Origin of the sequence: Agarivorans litoreus, from assembly GCF_019649015.1 — a bacterium.
Classification (GTDB): domain Bacteria; phylum Pseudomonadota; class Gammaproteobacteria; order Enterobacterales; family Celerinatantimonadaceae; genus Agarivorans; species Agarivorans litoreus.
In genome coordinates this window covers 1,955,586-1,969,465 of the sequence record NZ_BLPI01000001.1, presented here as the reverse complement: position 1 = coordinate 1,969,465, position 13,880 = coordinate 1,955,586, and the positions used below count along the sequence as shown (strand labels likewise).

The following is a 13,880-nucleotide window of genomic DNA, read 5'->3' as shown; positions in this document are numbered from 1 at the left end:
AACGTGATGCTAAGAGAAGCTCTACGAGATAAAGCTTATTATGATGAATACGTTGATTTTGAAGAAGACTGTATTCAAGAGGATTTAGAAAAACTAAGTTCCACCGTTGATAGCCGAATCGTTGTTCAGATGAAGGTTGCTTTTGGTCTAGTTAATTTATTTATGGGGCTGATGCATGTTCGTTATGCGAGAGGCGATGACTTAAGCCTGTTTAAGGCTCACTTGAAAAAGGTTTTACATTGCAGAGAACAGCAAAAATATTTTGCTGATGCTTTACCTGAAAACGAGCAAAAAGAACGCATCAATTGGGAAGAGTTACACCAAAGTGATTTAGAGCAAAGTCTAAAATGGTTTGCTTTTGCTTACTGCCTAAACATGGGCCAAACATACTACCAAGAGGTCTTAGATTTAATTGGAAACCAAGGTCGAGATGCCTTGTTTGATAACATCGCGGTTAGGCTGGGCGATACCGAGCGCGAAGTGGCAGAGAGCGTCTTGTTCAAACGCCGCTTCAATAAACTGTATAAAGTAATTGAAGCAGAGCCTGCGCAGCGCCCTCAGCTGATGTTGGCTTACTTAGAGGCGTGGTACAAGTTAGAAGGTAGCCCTGAGCTACATTTAATGGATACAGATACTTACAAAGGCTACTGGTGCTGGGAAGCGGCATTAGTCACTAAGCTTTATGAGATAGACGATAGCCTCTATATCGACCACCAATACTACCCTAAAGATTTGGTTCACTGGAGTGAGCAGTGATTCGAGACCAACGCCGTGACGAAGCCTATTTTAGCGAGCTGATAAGCGATTTAGATGAAGCCTTAGCAGAAACCCAACAAGCTTTAGATAATGAGGTTTTTACCTCGCTGAGTGAACAAGTTGATGTTACCCAGCAACTCTACCAACTCGCCATCATGCGGGCAGTAAGCCATTACTCTTATGGCAGCGATATGGCCTCGCTTAAGTCATCTGTGTTGGCGATATTGCCTTATCGTCAACAGCTGAGTGCTACTGCAGATAAACTGCCCGCAGCACACCAGTGTTACCGCCATGACTTTGAGTGTTTAGGTGGTGTGGGTGAAGCTTGCGGTTCGGCTAATGTTAATCGCTATGTTTATGTTTTATGGTGGTTAGCCTTGTTGGTTGCTGTAGATGCAGAGAAAGCACATATTCAACAAGCTATAGACATAATTGGTGAACAGGGACGTGATGCACTATTAGATAGTATCGCCAACAAGCTAGGTGATACAGACCGCCCCATGTCTCCCACACTTTATTACCCCACTGTTTATCAACCTTTATTGGATGCCATCAACAGTGATGGAGAGGTTCAGGCAGAGCATCTTAATGTTTTTATTCGACAGTGGTACGACAGCCTAGAAGATGCAGATTGGTATGATAATCATTTGTGCGAGTGCGAATTTGAATATACCGACTATTACGTTGGTTACTGGTGCCTTGAAGCAAGCTTAGTTGCCTCGCTTTTCTGTATTCCAGCAGATGCTATTCGTGAGCATGTGATGGTGCCAGTTGAGCTAGTAAGTAACTAATTTTTAGATAACTAAGGAGATCTATATGTCGGCAGGAAGCTTTTCTTTTAAGAAGCCAAGTAGAAGCGTTCATTCAGTATTTTTGCATTGTAGCGCTTCAGATAACGCCGCTCATGATAACGTAAAAACGATGCAATCTTGGCACGTAAAACGTGGCTTTAGTGAAATTGGGTATCATTTCTTTATTAGTAAGAATGGAGATATTCATGAAGGACGCAGTATAGAAAAAGTACCTGCTGCACAGAAAGGTCATAACACTGGAAGTATTGCTATTTGTTTGCATGGTTTAGATGTAGCAAAATTTACCGAAGCTCAATTTTCTTCACTAAAGTCTTTATGTTCACAAATAGAGAGTAGCTATGGAGAAAAGAAAATAGTGTTCCGAGGACACTGTGAAGTGTCAGCTAAAACATGCCCTGTATTTGATTACAAAAAAGTATTGAGCCTAGATGAGAATGGCAAAATAACTAAGACTTCGGGAACCATCTCAAGTTACTTAAGTAGCCAATTTATCTTCAATGGTATTCTGGAGTTATTTGCGAAAGGACAAAAAGTTCAGGAGCTACAAACCTTCTTAAATGATGCTGGCTTTCCGACAAAAAAAGATGGTGTTTTTGGTCAAGCTACTCAGCAAAGTGTAGAAGCGTACCAGAAATCAGTAGGTTTAAAAGCTGATGGAATAGTAGGACCTAAAACTCTAGAAGCAATGGGGACTCTGAAAAGAGGCTGTAAAGGTAATGCGGTGAAGTTACTACAAAAACAACTAACCGTAAAAGGCTACAAACTGTTGGCGGACGGTAAATTCGGTCTTGGTACAGAAAAACAAGTTAAAGCATTTCAGTTAAGCAACAAGCTAAAGAATGATGGAATTGCAGGGAAGAAAACTAAAGAAAAGCTTTTTGGTCGTTCTGCTGGTCAACTAATTTAAGGTTTATAGTATGAGAAAAGTCGTATCTGTTCTAAGCACTTGTCTAGGACTTGTGGTCCTAAGCTTCATGGGAGTAGCGTCGTCGAGTGCGACCCAATTGCAATGCTTAGGTACTGAGCCTTTTTGGGGTTTAGATGTAGAAGATGGAGTGATTAAATATAGTGACATTGATGACAATATCACCATGTTTGAACTAAAGGAAAAGCTAGCTTCGATCAATCACACTAATCGTTGGATTATACAGGGTGCTGATTCTAAAGAAGGAAAAATTACAATTTCACTTAGTAAAACAGAGCAATGTTCAGATGATATGTCTGATTTTGCTTATGAGTATGATGTTACGTTTGCCATGGGTGAGAACGTCTATAGTGGTTGTTGTAATCGCATGAAATAACAATTGCCCTAGAGCAACAAGTAGTGGTTGCTCTAATTTGATTTTCAGTCAATATGCAAAAACTACAACTAGGTTTTAGCTTTAAGCTAAACAGCGTTTAAAGGCGCTCTACTGTTGGAATATTAAAGTAGGCATCGGGATCGCTGAGGCTGTAACAGATTCTGTGTATCTGCCATCTAGTTAATGTGTTTTTCTAGACGTTCCTCGAACTCGATAATAAACCGACTCATAGCTTGGCGCCAGTTTTGAATGGGCATTGTCCATTTCTTGCTGGCGTCTTTGATTGCTAAGTACACCATCTTGGTTGCGGCCTCATCGTTTGGGAAGAGTTTCCGCTTCTTTAGTGCCTTGCGTATTACGCTGTTGAGAGACTCAATCGCATTGGTGGTGTAAATGGCCCGACGGATATCTTCAGGGTAGTTAAAGAGCGTATTGAGGTTCTGCCAGTGATTGCGCCAAGATTTGGAGATTTGCGGATACTGGCTATCCCAGACTTCGCTAAAGCGCTCCAGCTCAAGTAAAGCTTCATCTTCTGTAGCTGAGCGATACACACGCTTCAGGTCGGCTGTAACCGCCTTGTAGTCTTTCCAGGATACATACTTCAATGAGTTTCGCACCATATGGACTATGCAAAGCTGGATATGTGTTTGGGGGAAGACGGTATTGATCGCATCAGGGAAGCCCTTCAGGCCATCTACACAGGCGATAAGTATATCTTCAACACCACGTTGATTGAGTTCAGTTAGAACACTCAGCCAAAACTTAGCACCCTCGTTTTCGGCTATCCACATGCCCATTAACTCTTTCTGGCCGTCGGTGTTAATGCCCAAAGCAAGGAAGATAGATTTATTGATAATGCGTTTGTCTTGGCGGATTTTGACCACGATGCAGTCGAGATAGACGATAGGATAAATGGCATCGAGTGGTCTAGATTGCCACTCCACAATTTCCTCCATCACCGCATTTGTGACACGCGAAACTAGGCTGGGTGATATCTCGGCCCCGTACCACTCATCGAAAGCATTCACGATGTCACGCGTACTCATACCTTGCGCATAGAGCCACAAGATCTTGTCATCCATGGAGGTAAATCGTGTTTGATGTTTTTTGACCAGCTTGGGGTCAAAAGAGCCAAGGCGATCCCTAGGAGTATCAAGCTCAAACTCTCCGTCTTCGGTTTTTACGCGCTTAGTGCTCTTTCCATTGCGGGTATTATTCGACTTGGAAGGTTTGTGTTTTTCATAACCAAGATGCTCATCCATTTCAGCGTTGAGTGCCGCTTCAACAGTGATTTTTTTGAGCATCTGGCTGAATTCAGTTAAATCATCGGGAGTTTTGATTCCCTTTGCAGCTTCTATAGCAAAAGCTTCAAGTGCTTTCTTATCCATGTGCCTATCCTTAGCCATTACGGCTTTAAGTTTAGACAGTTACACAGAATTTAGGACAGGCTCGGATCGCTTTCTTTTAGCTGCTTGAGTTGAGTTTTGCGCTTGAGCCTTTCGCTAACGCTTTCACCAAATACCGCTTGGTGTTCTGATTCTATTATGGCGTTTGCTTGCTCGGTGCTGAGTAACCCCAGTAACTTTGCTGCGTGAAACAGGCCTTCAACTCGGTACTTTAGTTTGTTATCTGGTTTACCCGCTTTGGTGCTCAAAAACACGCTGCGTAGCTCAGCTTTACAAAATACTAAGTAGTTTTCTTTGTCCATGTTTAGGTCATTCCTAAAATTAATTAGCAATCTAGGCCGCAGGCTACGCCACTGGCCCATGCCCATTGGAAGTTAAAGCCCCCCAGCCAACCGGTTACGTCCATGACTTCGCCAATAAAGTAGAGGCCTTTTACATTATTGGCTTGCATGGTTTTGGAGCTGAGTTCGTTAGTGTCTACGCCGCCAAGGGTGACTTCGGCGGTGCGGTAGCCTTCGGTGCCATTCATGGTGATTTGCCAATTGTTTAGCTTGGCAGCAATACTGTCGCGTTCGCCATGGCCTAGCTGATTAAGCGCTTTGGCTAGCGTGTTTTCGTCAAATAGTGCTTCTACCAGGCGTTTGGGCAGCCATTGGCTTAAGGTGTTTTTTAGGCTTTGTTTGGGATGTTGCGATAATACCTGTTCGATCAAGGAGGCGGCATCTTGCTTGGGTAATAGGTTGATGCTTACCGCTTCACCGGGCTGCCAATAGTTAGATATTTGCAATATGGCAGGGCCTGATAAGCCGCGGTGGGTAAATAATAGCGCTTCGCTAAATTGCTTGCCGTTAGCGGCAGTAATGCAGCTTGGCACCGCGATACCCGAGAGGGCTTCAAAGCGCTCTTTTTGATCGCTATGCCAAGTAAATGGCACTAAACCGGCTCTAGTGGGTAGTACCTTAAGGCCAAACTGTTCTGCCAATTTGTAGCCAAATGGAGTGGCACCCAGTTTAGGCATAGATAGCCCGCCGGTTGCGATTACCAAGGAGCTGGCTTGGTAGCATTGACCGCCAGCGTGCACTTCAAACTGTTGTTCATCGAGTTGTTTTACGTATTTGATTTCGCTACGTAGGCTAATGGTAACGCCCGCCCAATCGCATTCGGTGAGCAGCAAGTCTACGATGTCTTTAGCACTGTCGTTACAGAACAATTGGCCATGATCGCGTTCGTGGTATTCGATGCCGTGGCGCTCGACTAACTCAATAAAATTACTTGAGGGGTAGCGTGCCAGAGCGGATTTAACAAAGTGGGGGTTACCACATAAGAAGTTGTCTGGGCTAACACTCTGATTAGTAAAGTTACAACGACCGCCGCCACTAATAAGGATTTTTCGGCCTGCTTTTTTGGCGTTATCAATCACCAACACCGAGCGCCCACGATAGCCTGCGGTAGCCGCACACATTAAGCCTGCGGCGCCTGCGCCAATAATGATAACGTCGAATTGTTGTGTCATAACTTGCCCCTGAAAAATCAGGGGCATTGTACCGCTAGCCTAGGTATTGAGCTAGCAAATGATGTGAGCTTAGTTTAACGCTCGTCCAGCCCCTTTGCTAAAGGCTTCTGCATAGAAGGTAATCCCGCTTACTGGCGCTGGCTGTGGTGCTTCTGGTTGCAGGCTTGGGTTAAGTGGGTAACTTAGGCCGTCGAAGCGCAGTAAACGTAAACCTGGAGAGGCTCCGCCGCCAGATACTTCTAGTAGCAAGTCTTGCCAGCGAGCATTACTCGAAGTGGCAAGATAAAATGGAGTATGCACCAATGTAGTTTTGCTTAAGAAACGGTGATTGTTATCTTTGGCTTCAAATATCAATAAGCTACATCCACCACTGCCGCACCAGTCTACATAGGTGATGATTTCGTCTTTACCATCGCCATTTAGATCAAACTTCCACCATTGGTATTTGGTGCCGTTTAGTTCGGTGCGGTGCAATTTAAAGTATTGTTTTAAGGCTGCTTCAACTTCAGGGTCGTAGTCGCTACTGGCCATTAAGGTAGCAGGTTCAAAGGTACGTTGGTGGTAGACTTTTTTGCTGGTGCCTAAAGCCACTGGAGGGCCATCCATTTTCATCATGTTTAGCCCAGCACTGCCTTGCTGTAGTGATTCTGGGTTGCGTAAACGCAGTAGTCGCCCGTCCCAGTCAAATATCATGTCGCTTTTTACTTGCTGGTGGTTACTTTGGCTTAAGGTTAAGGCCAAGCTGGATTCATTAAGCGGGTACCAGTAGCCCTTCTCGCTAAAGGTTTTTTCTTCTTCAAGGTAGGTGTTTTGCAGTTCGGCACTAAAGTCGGCGTTTAGGCTTAAATCCACTACGCGACCAGAGCCAGATGCAGTGGGAAGCTTAACTTTGTAGTAGCCAGCAAGTTGCTCCAAATTCTGTTGGAATGGGCGTCGTGCACAACCTTGGTAGATTTTGCCTTTATAGGTTAACTCGGCGCTATAGGAATAAATACTATCCACCATAGTGCCTAAACATTGCTGTTTAGATACGCTAAGGTAGAGTTCGCTGCCGGCTTGCCAATAATGCAAGCCCTTATCAATACCGCTGCGGGTAATGGTTTTATTGGCTGCCCCTGACATGGTGTTGAGCAATAATTTGTTGTCTTCAATATCTATTCTCCAACCTGGCTCATTGCCCCACGCACTAAGCTCGGCAATATCAAGCTTGCAGCCTGGGCCTTCAGAAGCCAAGTATTGCCATTCATCAGGAGTTATTTTGGCTAGGTAGTCGGCTTGTGGAGCTTGCTTGCCCACGTTGGCAAAACGGCCCATAAGCTCTACGTAGATGCTTGCGTTGTTGGCAAAACGGCTCAGTACTTGTTTATCTGCTGAAGACAGCTCAACCCAGTATTGTTTATCCCCCTGACAAGGAGTGAAGATAGCACCTGGTGCGCTAAGGGTGAGGCTCCCTTTTAGCGGAGTAAGCGGGTTAAGTTTTGCCGGTACTTTAACGGGCTCTACTTTTTTTGGGGGTTCCGGCGGAGGCGTTTGGGAGCACCCTAACAATGTGATACAGCTAAAAATTGCTAAGCTAAGTGTTTTAACAAGCCTCATTACCTTTCCTTAAGATGACAATTACAACTTAAAAGTGCCGATCAAATATTCAGCAACTCCATTTTCTTTGTTGCTAAGTGTTTGTTCTAAGTGAGGTAAAGTCAACTTCAAACGGTCATGCGCGTTGGCCATGATCACACCTTTTCCTACTAGACTAAGCATTTCTTTATCATTAAGGCCATCACCAAAGGCAATACAGTGCTCTGGCGCTATCGATTTCTGCGCCAATACCGCTTTTAGCGCCTCGCCTTTATTGGCTTTTTGCGCCATTACCTCTAAGCAATCGGGTAGTGAAAAGGTGATATTTAGGCTATCGCCAAAGGCTTCGATGAAGTCTTTTTCTAGCTTGAGTAATACCTCGTGATCCGCCACAAAAAATAACTTACAAATGTGTTGGTGTTCTAAGGTGGAGAAGTCAGTTAACTGATAATCAAAGCCTGAGTGTTGATTAAACGAGCGGACATAGTCGTTTTCTTGCTCAACGTACCAGTTATCTTCATGGTAAATATTTCGATGGAGTGTGTAGTGGGAAGATATATCCAAAATGCGGTCAATTTCTTGCGAAGTTAAGTCGGCCCTAAATAGCACTTCACCTTGCTTATTATGCACTCTGGCGCCGTTAGAGGTGATTAAGTACATCGGAAAATCAAACTGCTCGGCAATGGGACGCACATCAATGTAATGGCGACCGGTGGCAATTAAAAACTTAACGTTTTGCTGGTACAAGCGGGTAATGGTTTGCAGCGTGTATTCTGAGATTTGGTGCTCGCCGTTGAGCAATGTGCCGTCGAGATCGGTGGCTATAAGCTGATACATAGTGATGCTCCTTAGCTAGCCCGCAAAAGCGACGTAGCCCTTAATTAGCGTGCTGTTCGAAAAAGTTGAGAATACTGCTTAAAGCAGGGTTTCGCATCGAGTCGCTTTCGAACAGTATTTCGTGTTTTGCGCCAGCAATAATCTTGAATTGTGCTGATGCGCTGCTTTTAGTTCCTAGCGCTTGAAAAAAAGCGCGCTGGCCCTCAGCGGTTACAATTTCATCTTGTTCTGCTTGTAATAATAGTAGTGGAACGCTGATTGTGTTGGCGCGTTCAATGATTTGTTGCATGGCGGTAAAGCTTTGGTCTAACCAGCGATTGGTTGGCCCGCCTAGCTGAATCTTGGGGTGGGCTAGATACACGGCTTGCATCTGCTTAAAGCGTTGTTCACTGTGGGTTAAGTGATTATTTTTAAAGCTGCAGTGTTTGTAATCAGATTGGCCAACTGCATAGTAGGGGCCACGCTTAAGTTGCCGTTCAAGCTTGCTCATAATGGCTGCTAAGCGGGTTGCAATTGATTTGGGTAACATGCCTAAATTAATCCCAAACATAGGGGCAGATAAGGCAGCAGCATTAAAGGTGTTGGGAAACTGTTGTAAGTAATGAGCGGCGATAGCGCCGCCCATCGAGTGCGCCAATATAAACCGCTGTTGGTAATTGTGCAGCAAATCGTGCTGTTCAATAAGCGTGGCTAAATCATCAACGTAGTATTGAAAACTGGCTACATCACCGGGTTGCCAGTGGGCGCTTTCACGATCAGATAAACCTTGGCCTCGGTGGTCGATAATGAACACATCGTAGCCTTGTTGGGCGAGGTCATAAGCTAGTTCATGGTACTTTAAATAGGCTTCGGTTCGCCCTGGTGAAACCACAATTACCTTGTTGCTGGGTTCGGCGGCCGTTAGTTTTAGGTACTTTATGCTTAAGCCTTGCACACCAACAAAACTGGCTTCGCTGGCATATTTAGCGCAGTAAGGTTGGATTTTTTGTGGGTACACCGTGGCCAGCTCGTGCTCTTGGCTAAGTTGATAAATGGATGTACTCATGGTGCTAACCTCTGCTGGCTAAATATCAACATTTATCTATACAACAGGCGTATGAATAAGAACAGAAATATCTAGTGATTAACCTTAATACAGGGGCAATCAGTGATTAATCACCAAACCCCGCACGGGCTAGCGTTACTAGCATCGGAATTAACAGTAGCACCCCAAGCTCTAAACGAATTAGCCAGATGACCGAGGAGTGTTGGCGATAGCTAATCATCGATGGTTTGCCTTGTTTTAAGGCTTTGCGCCATCGATAAAAGGTGGCTGAAGGATAAAGGGACAACAATACCACAACAAAAAACAGTAGCATTTTTAAGGCGAAGAATGGGTTGTCGAGGTAAGTATGGCTAGTGCTGTGAAACAAAAACAGCCGTAAAGCGCCGGTGATAAAAATCAATACCGTAGAAAAAGCGTGGGTGGCGTCGGCCAACAGCAACTTTTTTACATCATCTTGGGTCATTCCGCGGCGGAACAAAAAGGCTTCAGAGTACAGCGCACCTGCCAGCAAAATAATTGCTGTCACATGCAGTCCTGCATTAATCGCCTCTATTAGACTCATTGATCGTTATCCATGAAATAGTAATGTTTTAGAAAGCGCTACCGCGCGATGGCGGATAGTACTGCAAATCCCAGCCCGATGCTATACCCTAACAGCCCTAAGTCATTGACGTCTAGAGTGGAGAAGGAAGGTTTTATGAAAGGAAAGCTACTGGCTTATGGCTTGCTGGTTCTACCGCCACTATTCTGGGCCGGAAATTTTGTTACTGGGCGTTATATTTCAGAACAAGTGCCAGCGATGTCTTTGTCTTATTGGCGCTGGACTTTAGCCATGCTGATTGCCATGCCCTTGCTTTATCGCAGTATGTGGCGTCAGCGAGAAGTGATTAGCCAAAATTGGCTACGTATTTCGATTTTGGCATGCTTAGGTGTGGCGGGGTTTAACTCCTGTGTTTATATCGGTTTACAAAATACCACTGCCACCAACGCACTGATTATTAACTCGATGATTCCGATATTTATTTTGCTAGTGAGTTGGGTTTGGCTCAAACAAGGTATTACCCTGCGGCAAATGGCGGGCATTGTATTGTCTTTTGTTGGTGTATTGGCTTTGTTGGTGAAAGGGCAGTGGCAGCAGTTGGCGACTTTTAGCATCAACCAAGGCGATGGTTGGATTGTTTTATCCTCTTTAGTGTGGGCGCTTTATTCCATTGGCTTACGCTATAAACCTGCCGAGCTAGGTGGAGCAGCATTTCTAGGTTGCACGCTGGTTGTTGGGTCCTTAGTGCTGAGTCCATTTTATTGGCTAAATTTACCTGAAGCCGCGTTTGAAGTGTCTAATGATGCTATTGCAGCATTGGCTTATGTAGCGGTTTTTCCTTCTCTGCTGGCTTATTTGGCTTGGAATTATGGCGTTAAAAGCGTGGGAGCCAATATCGCTGGCCAATACATTCACTTAATGCCCTTATTTGGCGCCGTGCTGAGCGTGACTTTTTTGGGTGAGCAACTAGCGGCTTATCATGCTTTAGGGGCACTGCTAATCGCCGCTGGCTTACTGGTAGCGTTACTGCCCTTCGCTGCTATCCGCGGGCGGTTCGCCAGCTTCAAAACTCACTAGTCGGCTTCCTTGAATGGTGAGTTCACCGGTTAAGTCTTGAGTAAGATCTTGAAACTGCTTACGTTTTATTTGAAAACGGCGAGACTCACCGCCTTCCACTGGGGTAAATTCCACAAAATAGCGATAACGCTTATGCCTATCTTCATTTTCTTTACCGGGACGAGTAATGGGGATCTCATCGCGTTTTGATACAGTTACCCAAAGGCTGTGTAGCGGTTGGGCTGAGTCCCAGCGGCGCTGCTGAACGTTACGCCATAATTGATATACCACCATACCCACGATGATGAGCATGACTAAAAACCACCACCAAGGCATTAGCGCTTCCTCCTGCTTTGCTGTGTAATACCAATCGTACTAAGTAACAGTTTCTATCTGGTTAAAATGCTCGATAACTGCCTTAGAATTTTTGATTGTAGAATAACTACTTATCGAAAAATCCTGCCTTGTTCTCGAGTACTTTTCCTGCCTTATTGCTGATCACTTACTTAGTGTGATTGGTATAATCATAGTTGTTTCCTGTTTTGCAGCCTTAGCTGCTGGTTTTACTAAGTTTTTGTCGGATAGCCCCAATTCGTCAAGCCCAAATGCTTATTGTGTTGTTTGTTTTCTCGTTATTCCGCTCAAAAGCGCTTAGTATTCCTGCTAGAGATATAGCAATAAAGGAATCTAGCTTGGGTGGTTGTTACCACAAGCCCCTATTCTTGGGCTTCTCTACATTTTTACAACTAAGCTTGCTGCTTAGCGTGTTGTTTACTGCTGCCTGTTACGCAAACCCTAAAATGGAAGCCGCATTAGGCAAAGGCGCCTGGGGAGCCTGCCCGCAGCTGAATATTGAAGGGCTTAAGGTAAGCAGCTTTCCACTGATATTAAGGATTGAGCATCTAGAGCTTGATGTGAGTTGTTTGCTGGGCTCAGGCAAGCAGGGAAGCGCCACCTTTGAGCCTGCCCAATGGCAAGTACCGGTTAAACAACTATTTACTCAGCTTCTCAGCATTCCTGTGGCGTTTAATGGCAGCCGCATTGAAGTTGAGCACTTAACTGTAAGGCACAGTAAGCAAATTCTTGTTGAAGGAAAGCTAAAGCTAAGACAGCAAGACCAGCAATGGCAGTTGAGTTTAAGCGAAATGCAAGGCAGCCAAATTGAGCTAAGCATTGCTACGCAAGCGCAGACCTTGCAGCTAAGCGGGCAACTAGCGTCGCTTTTGCTGAAAACCTTAGCTCAGCACTTTGAGCAAGCTTGGTTAGCCGACGAGCGCTTAGCCAAGTTGCAGTTTTCTATTGCGGCAAATTTATCGGATGAGCTACTGGTTAACGCCAATCTAAAACTGCCGAGCTTAGCAGCAACACTCGATGCGCAGTTGTCTGGTTGGGAAAACTGGCAGTTAGCTGCTTCCCACTCAGGCTTTAGCTTTGATGAAATAGCACTGCCGGCTGCTGATTGGCAGTTTCAGCAGCATAAATGGCAGCTGAATGTTGCAGAGTGGCAGCTTAAAGGGGAGGGGCGTTGGCAACTGCAGCCTGAGTTGGCGATTACCGGCCGCTTAAACGGTGAAGACTTAATTGCGCTTCAGCAGCACTTTTACACTTTGCCTAAACCAGCCAATCTATTGTCAGCTGCGGCTGAGCTGCGGTTTACTTGGCAAAAAGGGCAACTTAGTGGGGAACTTAAGGCTCAGAATATTAATGCCCTATGGGGAGAGCTTCGCTTTGACGGTGGAAAGTTAACCAGTGAATTTAATTTTCAGCCTCGGTTGGGCTGGCAGCATTCTGGATTATTCACCTTAGCGCAATGGGATATCGGCATACCTTTATCGCAGTTAGCCCTCAATTGGCAGCAAACAGAATTTGCCCCATTGGCGCAGTGGCAGAGTGTAATGATGCGAAATATTGGCTTTAAGGTGTTGGGCGGCGAAGCGAAGATAGCTCAGCTAGCGCTGGCATTACCTAATGTCGCCAATCTTGAGTTGGAAAAGGTGCAACTCGCTGAGTTAGTGAAGCTTTATCCCGAACTAGGCTTAACCATGCAAGGATCGGTATCGGGCAATCTACCAGTACATTTTGCTGAGCAAGGTATCGCGATTGCAGCGGGGAGGCTGGCCGTTGAGGAGCCAAGAGGGCATATTGCACTTACTCACCAATCGCTGGTGGCAGTTAAAGCACAGCACCCGTCGCTCGATTTTGCGTTAAGCTTATTAGAAGACTTTGATTATGAAACACTTGCAGCCGAAGTTGATTTTGCCGAAGATGGGCAACTCGACATGCAGGTAAAACTTATTGGGCGCAATCAGCAGGTTAGCCCACGGTTGGTGACCTTGAACTACCGTCACCAAGAAAATATTTATCAGCTACTACGTAGTTTGCGTATTGGCGAACAACTGTCAGGACAACTGCAGCAATGGATAGACGATACTTCTTCTTCCCCCTCGTTTTAGTGTTAGGCCTAGCGGCCTGTACACCTAAGGTAGAGGTAGCGGTAGATAAGCCGATTACGGTTAATCTAAATGTAAAAATTGATCATGAAATTCGAGTGCGCGTTGATAAGCAACTTGATGATTTATTTAGTGATGAAAGCGGACTGTTTTAGGAGAGCATGATGAAAAGGAATAGCTGGATACTAGCCTTACTGTTAAGCCTTAGCTTTTCTGTAGCGGCCTTGGATTTAGGTGAAGCAAAGAATAATGGTTGGGTGGGTGAGCAAACCAATGGTTTGTTAGGCATAGTTAGCCACAATGCTGAAGTAAAAGCCTTAGTGGATGGTATTAACCAAAAGCGTTTAGCCAAATACAAGCAAATTGCTAAAGAAAACGGTTTAACCGAGCAACAAGTGGCTGCACTGGCGGGCAAAAAAGCAATTGAGCGCAGTGATAGTGGCGCTTATATTCAATCTCCCTCGGGCGATTGGGTAAAGAAACCTTAACTACGACATTTACAGCGTAGTTAGGGTCTGTTGATCTTTGGTGTTGAAATTTTGTTCGAGATAAGCGGGCTTTAATCGCGGCGAGCACTTAGAAGCCTAG

At 45.1% G+C, this 13,880-nt stretch carries 16 protein-coding genes; 8 read left to right on the top strand and 8 right to left on the bottom strand.

Features of this window, described 5'->3' with window-relative positions; genetic code table 11:
- Positions 1–6: 6 nt before the first annotated feature.
- From K5L93_RS09110 to K5L93_RS09095, 4 genes are read left to right on the top strand one after another with little or no spacing between them, the layout of a single operon-like run.
- Positions 7–756: a PoNe immunity protein domain-containing protein gene (locus K5L93_RS09110; protein WP_220719450.1), complete on the top strand. Its 750-nt coding sequence runs from the start codon at positions 7–9 to the stop codon at positions 754–756.
- Positions 753–1,547: a PoNe immunity protein domain-containing protein gene (locus K5L93_RS09105; RefSeq protein ID WP_220719448.1), complete on the top strand. Its 795-nt coding sequence runs from the start codon at positions 753–755 to the stop codon at positions 1,545–1,547. The genes K5L93_RS09110 and K5L93_RS09105 overlap by 4 nt, the downstream gene beginning before the upstream one ends.
- 25 nt (positions 1,548–1,572) lie before the next feature.
- Positions 1,573–2,475: a peptidoglycan recognition protein family protein gene (locus K5L93_RS09100; protein ID WP_220719446.1), complete on the top strand. Its 903-nt coding sequence runs from the start codon at positions 1,573–1,575 to the stop codon at positions 2,473–2,475.
- Between the two features lie 10 nt (positions 2,476–2,485).
- Positions 2,486–2,869 carry a hypothetical protein gene (locus K5L93_RS09095; RefSeq protein ID WP_220719444.1) on the top strand — a complete coding sequence of 128 codons (384 nt, stop codon included), beginning with the start codon at positions 2,486–2,488 and terminating at the stop codon, positions 2,867–2,869.
- A gap of 176 nt (positions 2,870–3,045) precedes the next feature.
- Here the strand turns inward: K5L93_RS09095 and K5L93_RS09090 are convergent, their stop codons facing one another.
- The 7 genes from K5L93_RS09090 to K5L93_RS09060 all read right to left on the bottom strand — a co-directional run bounded on the left by K5L93_RS09090 (position 3,046) and on the right by K5L93_RS09060 (position 9,807).
- On the bottom strand, positions 3,046–4,257 hold the full coding sequence (locus tag K5L93_RS09090) for an IS256 family transposase (RefSeq protein WP_220718244.1): 1,212 nt from the start codon (positions 4,255–4,257) through the stop codon (positions 3,046–3,048).
- A 50-nt stretch (positions 4,258–4,307) separates the two neighbouring features.
- On the bottom strand, positions 4,308–4,577 hold the full coding sequence (locus K5L93_RS09085; protein ID WP_220719442.1) for a hypothetical protein: 270 nt from the start codon (positions 4,575–4,577) through the stop codon (positions 4,308–4,310).
- A gap of 23 nt (positions 4,578–4,600) precedes the next feature.
- Positions 4,601–5,788: a BaiN/RdsA family NAD(P)/FAD-dependent oxidoreductase gene (locus tag K5L93_RS09080; protein WP_246615023.1), complete on the bottom strand. Its 1,188-nt coding sequence runs from the start codon at positions 5,786–5,788 to the stop codon at positions 4,601–4,603.
- Between the two features lie 69 nt (positions 5,789–5,857).
- Positions 5,858–7,384 (bottom strand): COG3650 family protein, encoded by a 1,527-nt coding sequence (locus tag K5L93_RS09075; protein ID WP_220719438.1) that lies wholly within the window; start codon positions 7,382–7,384, stop codon positions 5,858–5,860.
- Positions 7,385–7,405: 21 nt separating this feature from the next.
- Complete coding sequence (locus K5L93_RS09070) at positions 7,406–8,200, bottom strand: Cof-type HAD-IIB family hydrolase (protein WP_220719437.1); 795 nt, start codon at positions 8,198–8,200, stop codon at positions 7,406–7,408.
- 40 nt (positions 8,201–8,240) lie between these two features.
- On the bottom strand, positions 8,241–9,245 hold the full coding sequence (locus K5L93_RS09065) for an alpha/beta fold hydrolase (protein WP_220719436.1): 1,005 nt from the start codon (positions 9,243–9,245) through the stop codon (positions 8,241–8,243).
- 106 nt (positions 9,246–9,351) lie between these two features.
- Positions 9,352–9,807, bottom strand: coding sequence for a DUF2214 family protein (locus K5L93_RS09060; protein WP_220719435.1), 456 nt, complete (start codon positions 9,805–9,807; stop codon positions 9,352–9,354).
- Positions 9,808–9,942: 135 nt separating this feature from the next.
- Between K5L93_RS09060 and K5L93_RS09055 the strand changes: the two genes are divergently transcribed.
- A complete protein-coding gene (locus K5L93_RS09055) occupies positions 9,943–10,863 on the top strand; it encodes a DMT family transporter (protein WP_220719434.1) in 921 nt (306 codons plus the stop codon).
- On the opposite strand, the gene K5L93_RS09050 is transcribed toward K5L93_RS09055, so the two are convergent.
- Complete coding sequence (locus tag K5L93_RS09050; RefSeq protein WP_040306597.1) at positions 10,810–11,178, bottom strand: DUF2500 family protein; 369 nt, start codon at positions 11,176–11,178, stop codon at positions 10,810–10,812. The genes K5L93_RS09055 and K5L93_RS09050 overlap by 54 nt on opposite strands.
- Before the next feature lie 356 nt (positions 11,179–11,534).
- Here K5L93_RS09050 and K5L93_RS09045 point away from each other — a divergent pair, with 356 nt between their 5' ends.
- From K5L93_RS09045 to K5L93_RS09035, 3 genes are read left to right on the top strand one after another with little or no spacing between them, the layout of a single operon-like run.
- Complete coding sequence (locus tag K5L93_RS09045; protein WP_220719433.1) at positions 11,535–13,295, top strand: intermembrane phospholipid transport protein YdbH family protein; 1,761 nt, start codon at positions 11,535–11,537, stop codon at positions 13,293–13,295.
- Entirely contained in the window at positions 13,259–13,447 is a 189-nt protein-coding gene (locus K5L93_RS09040; protein WP_016399913.1) for a YnbE family lipoprotein, read from the top strand. Before K5L93_RS09045 ends, K5L93_RS09040 begins: the two co-directional genes overlap by 37 nt.
- A gap of 9 nt (positions 13,448–13,456) precedes the next feature.
- A complete protein-coding gene (locus K5L93_RS09035) occupies positions 13,457–13,780 on the top strand; it encodes a YdbL family probable chaperone protein (protein WP_152783789.1) in 324 nt (107 codons plus the stop codon).
- Positions 13,781–13,880 lie beyond the last annotated feature (100 nt).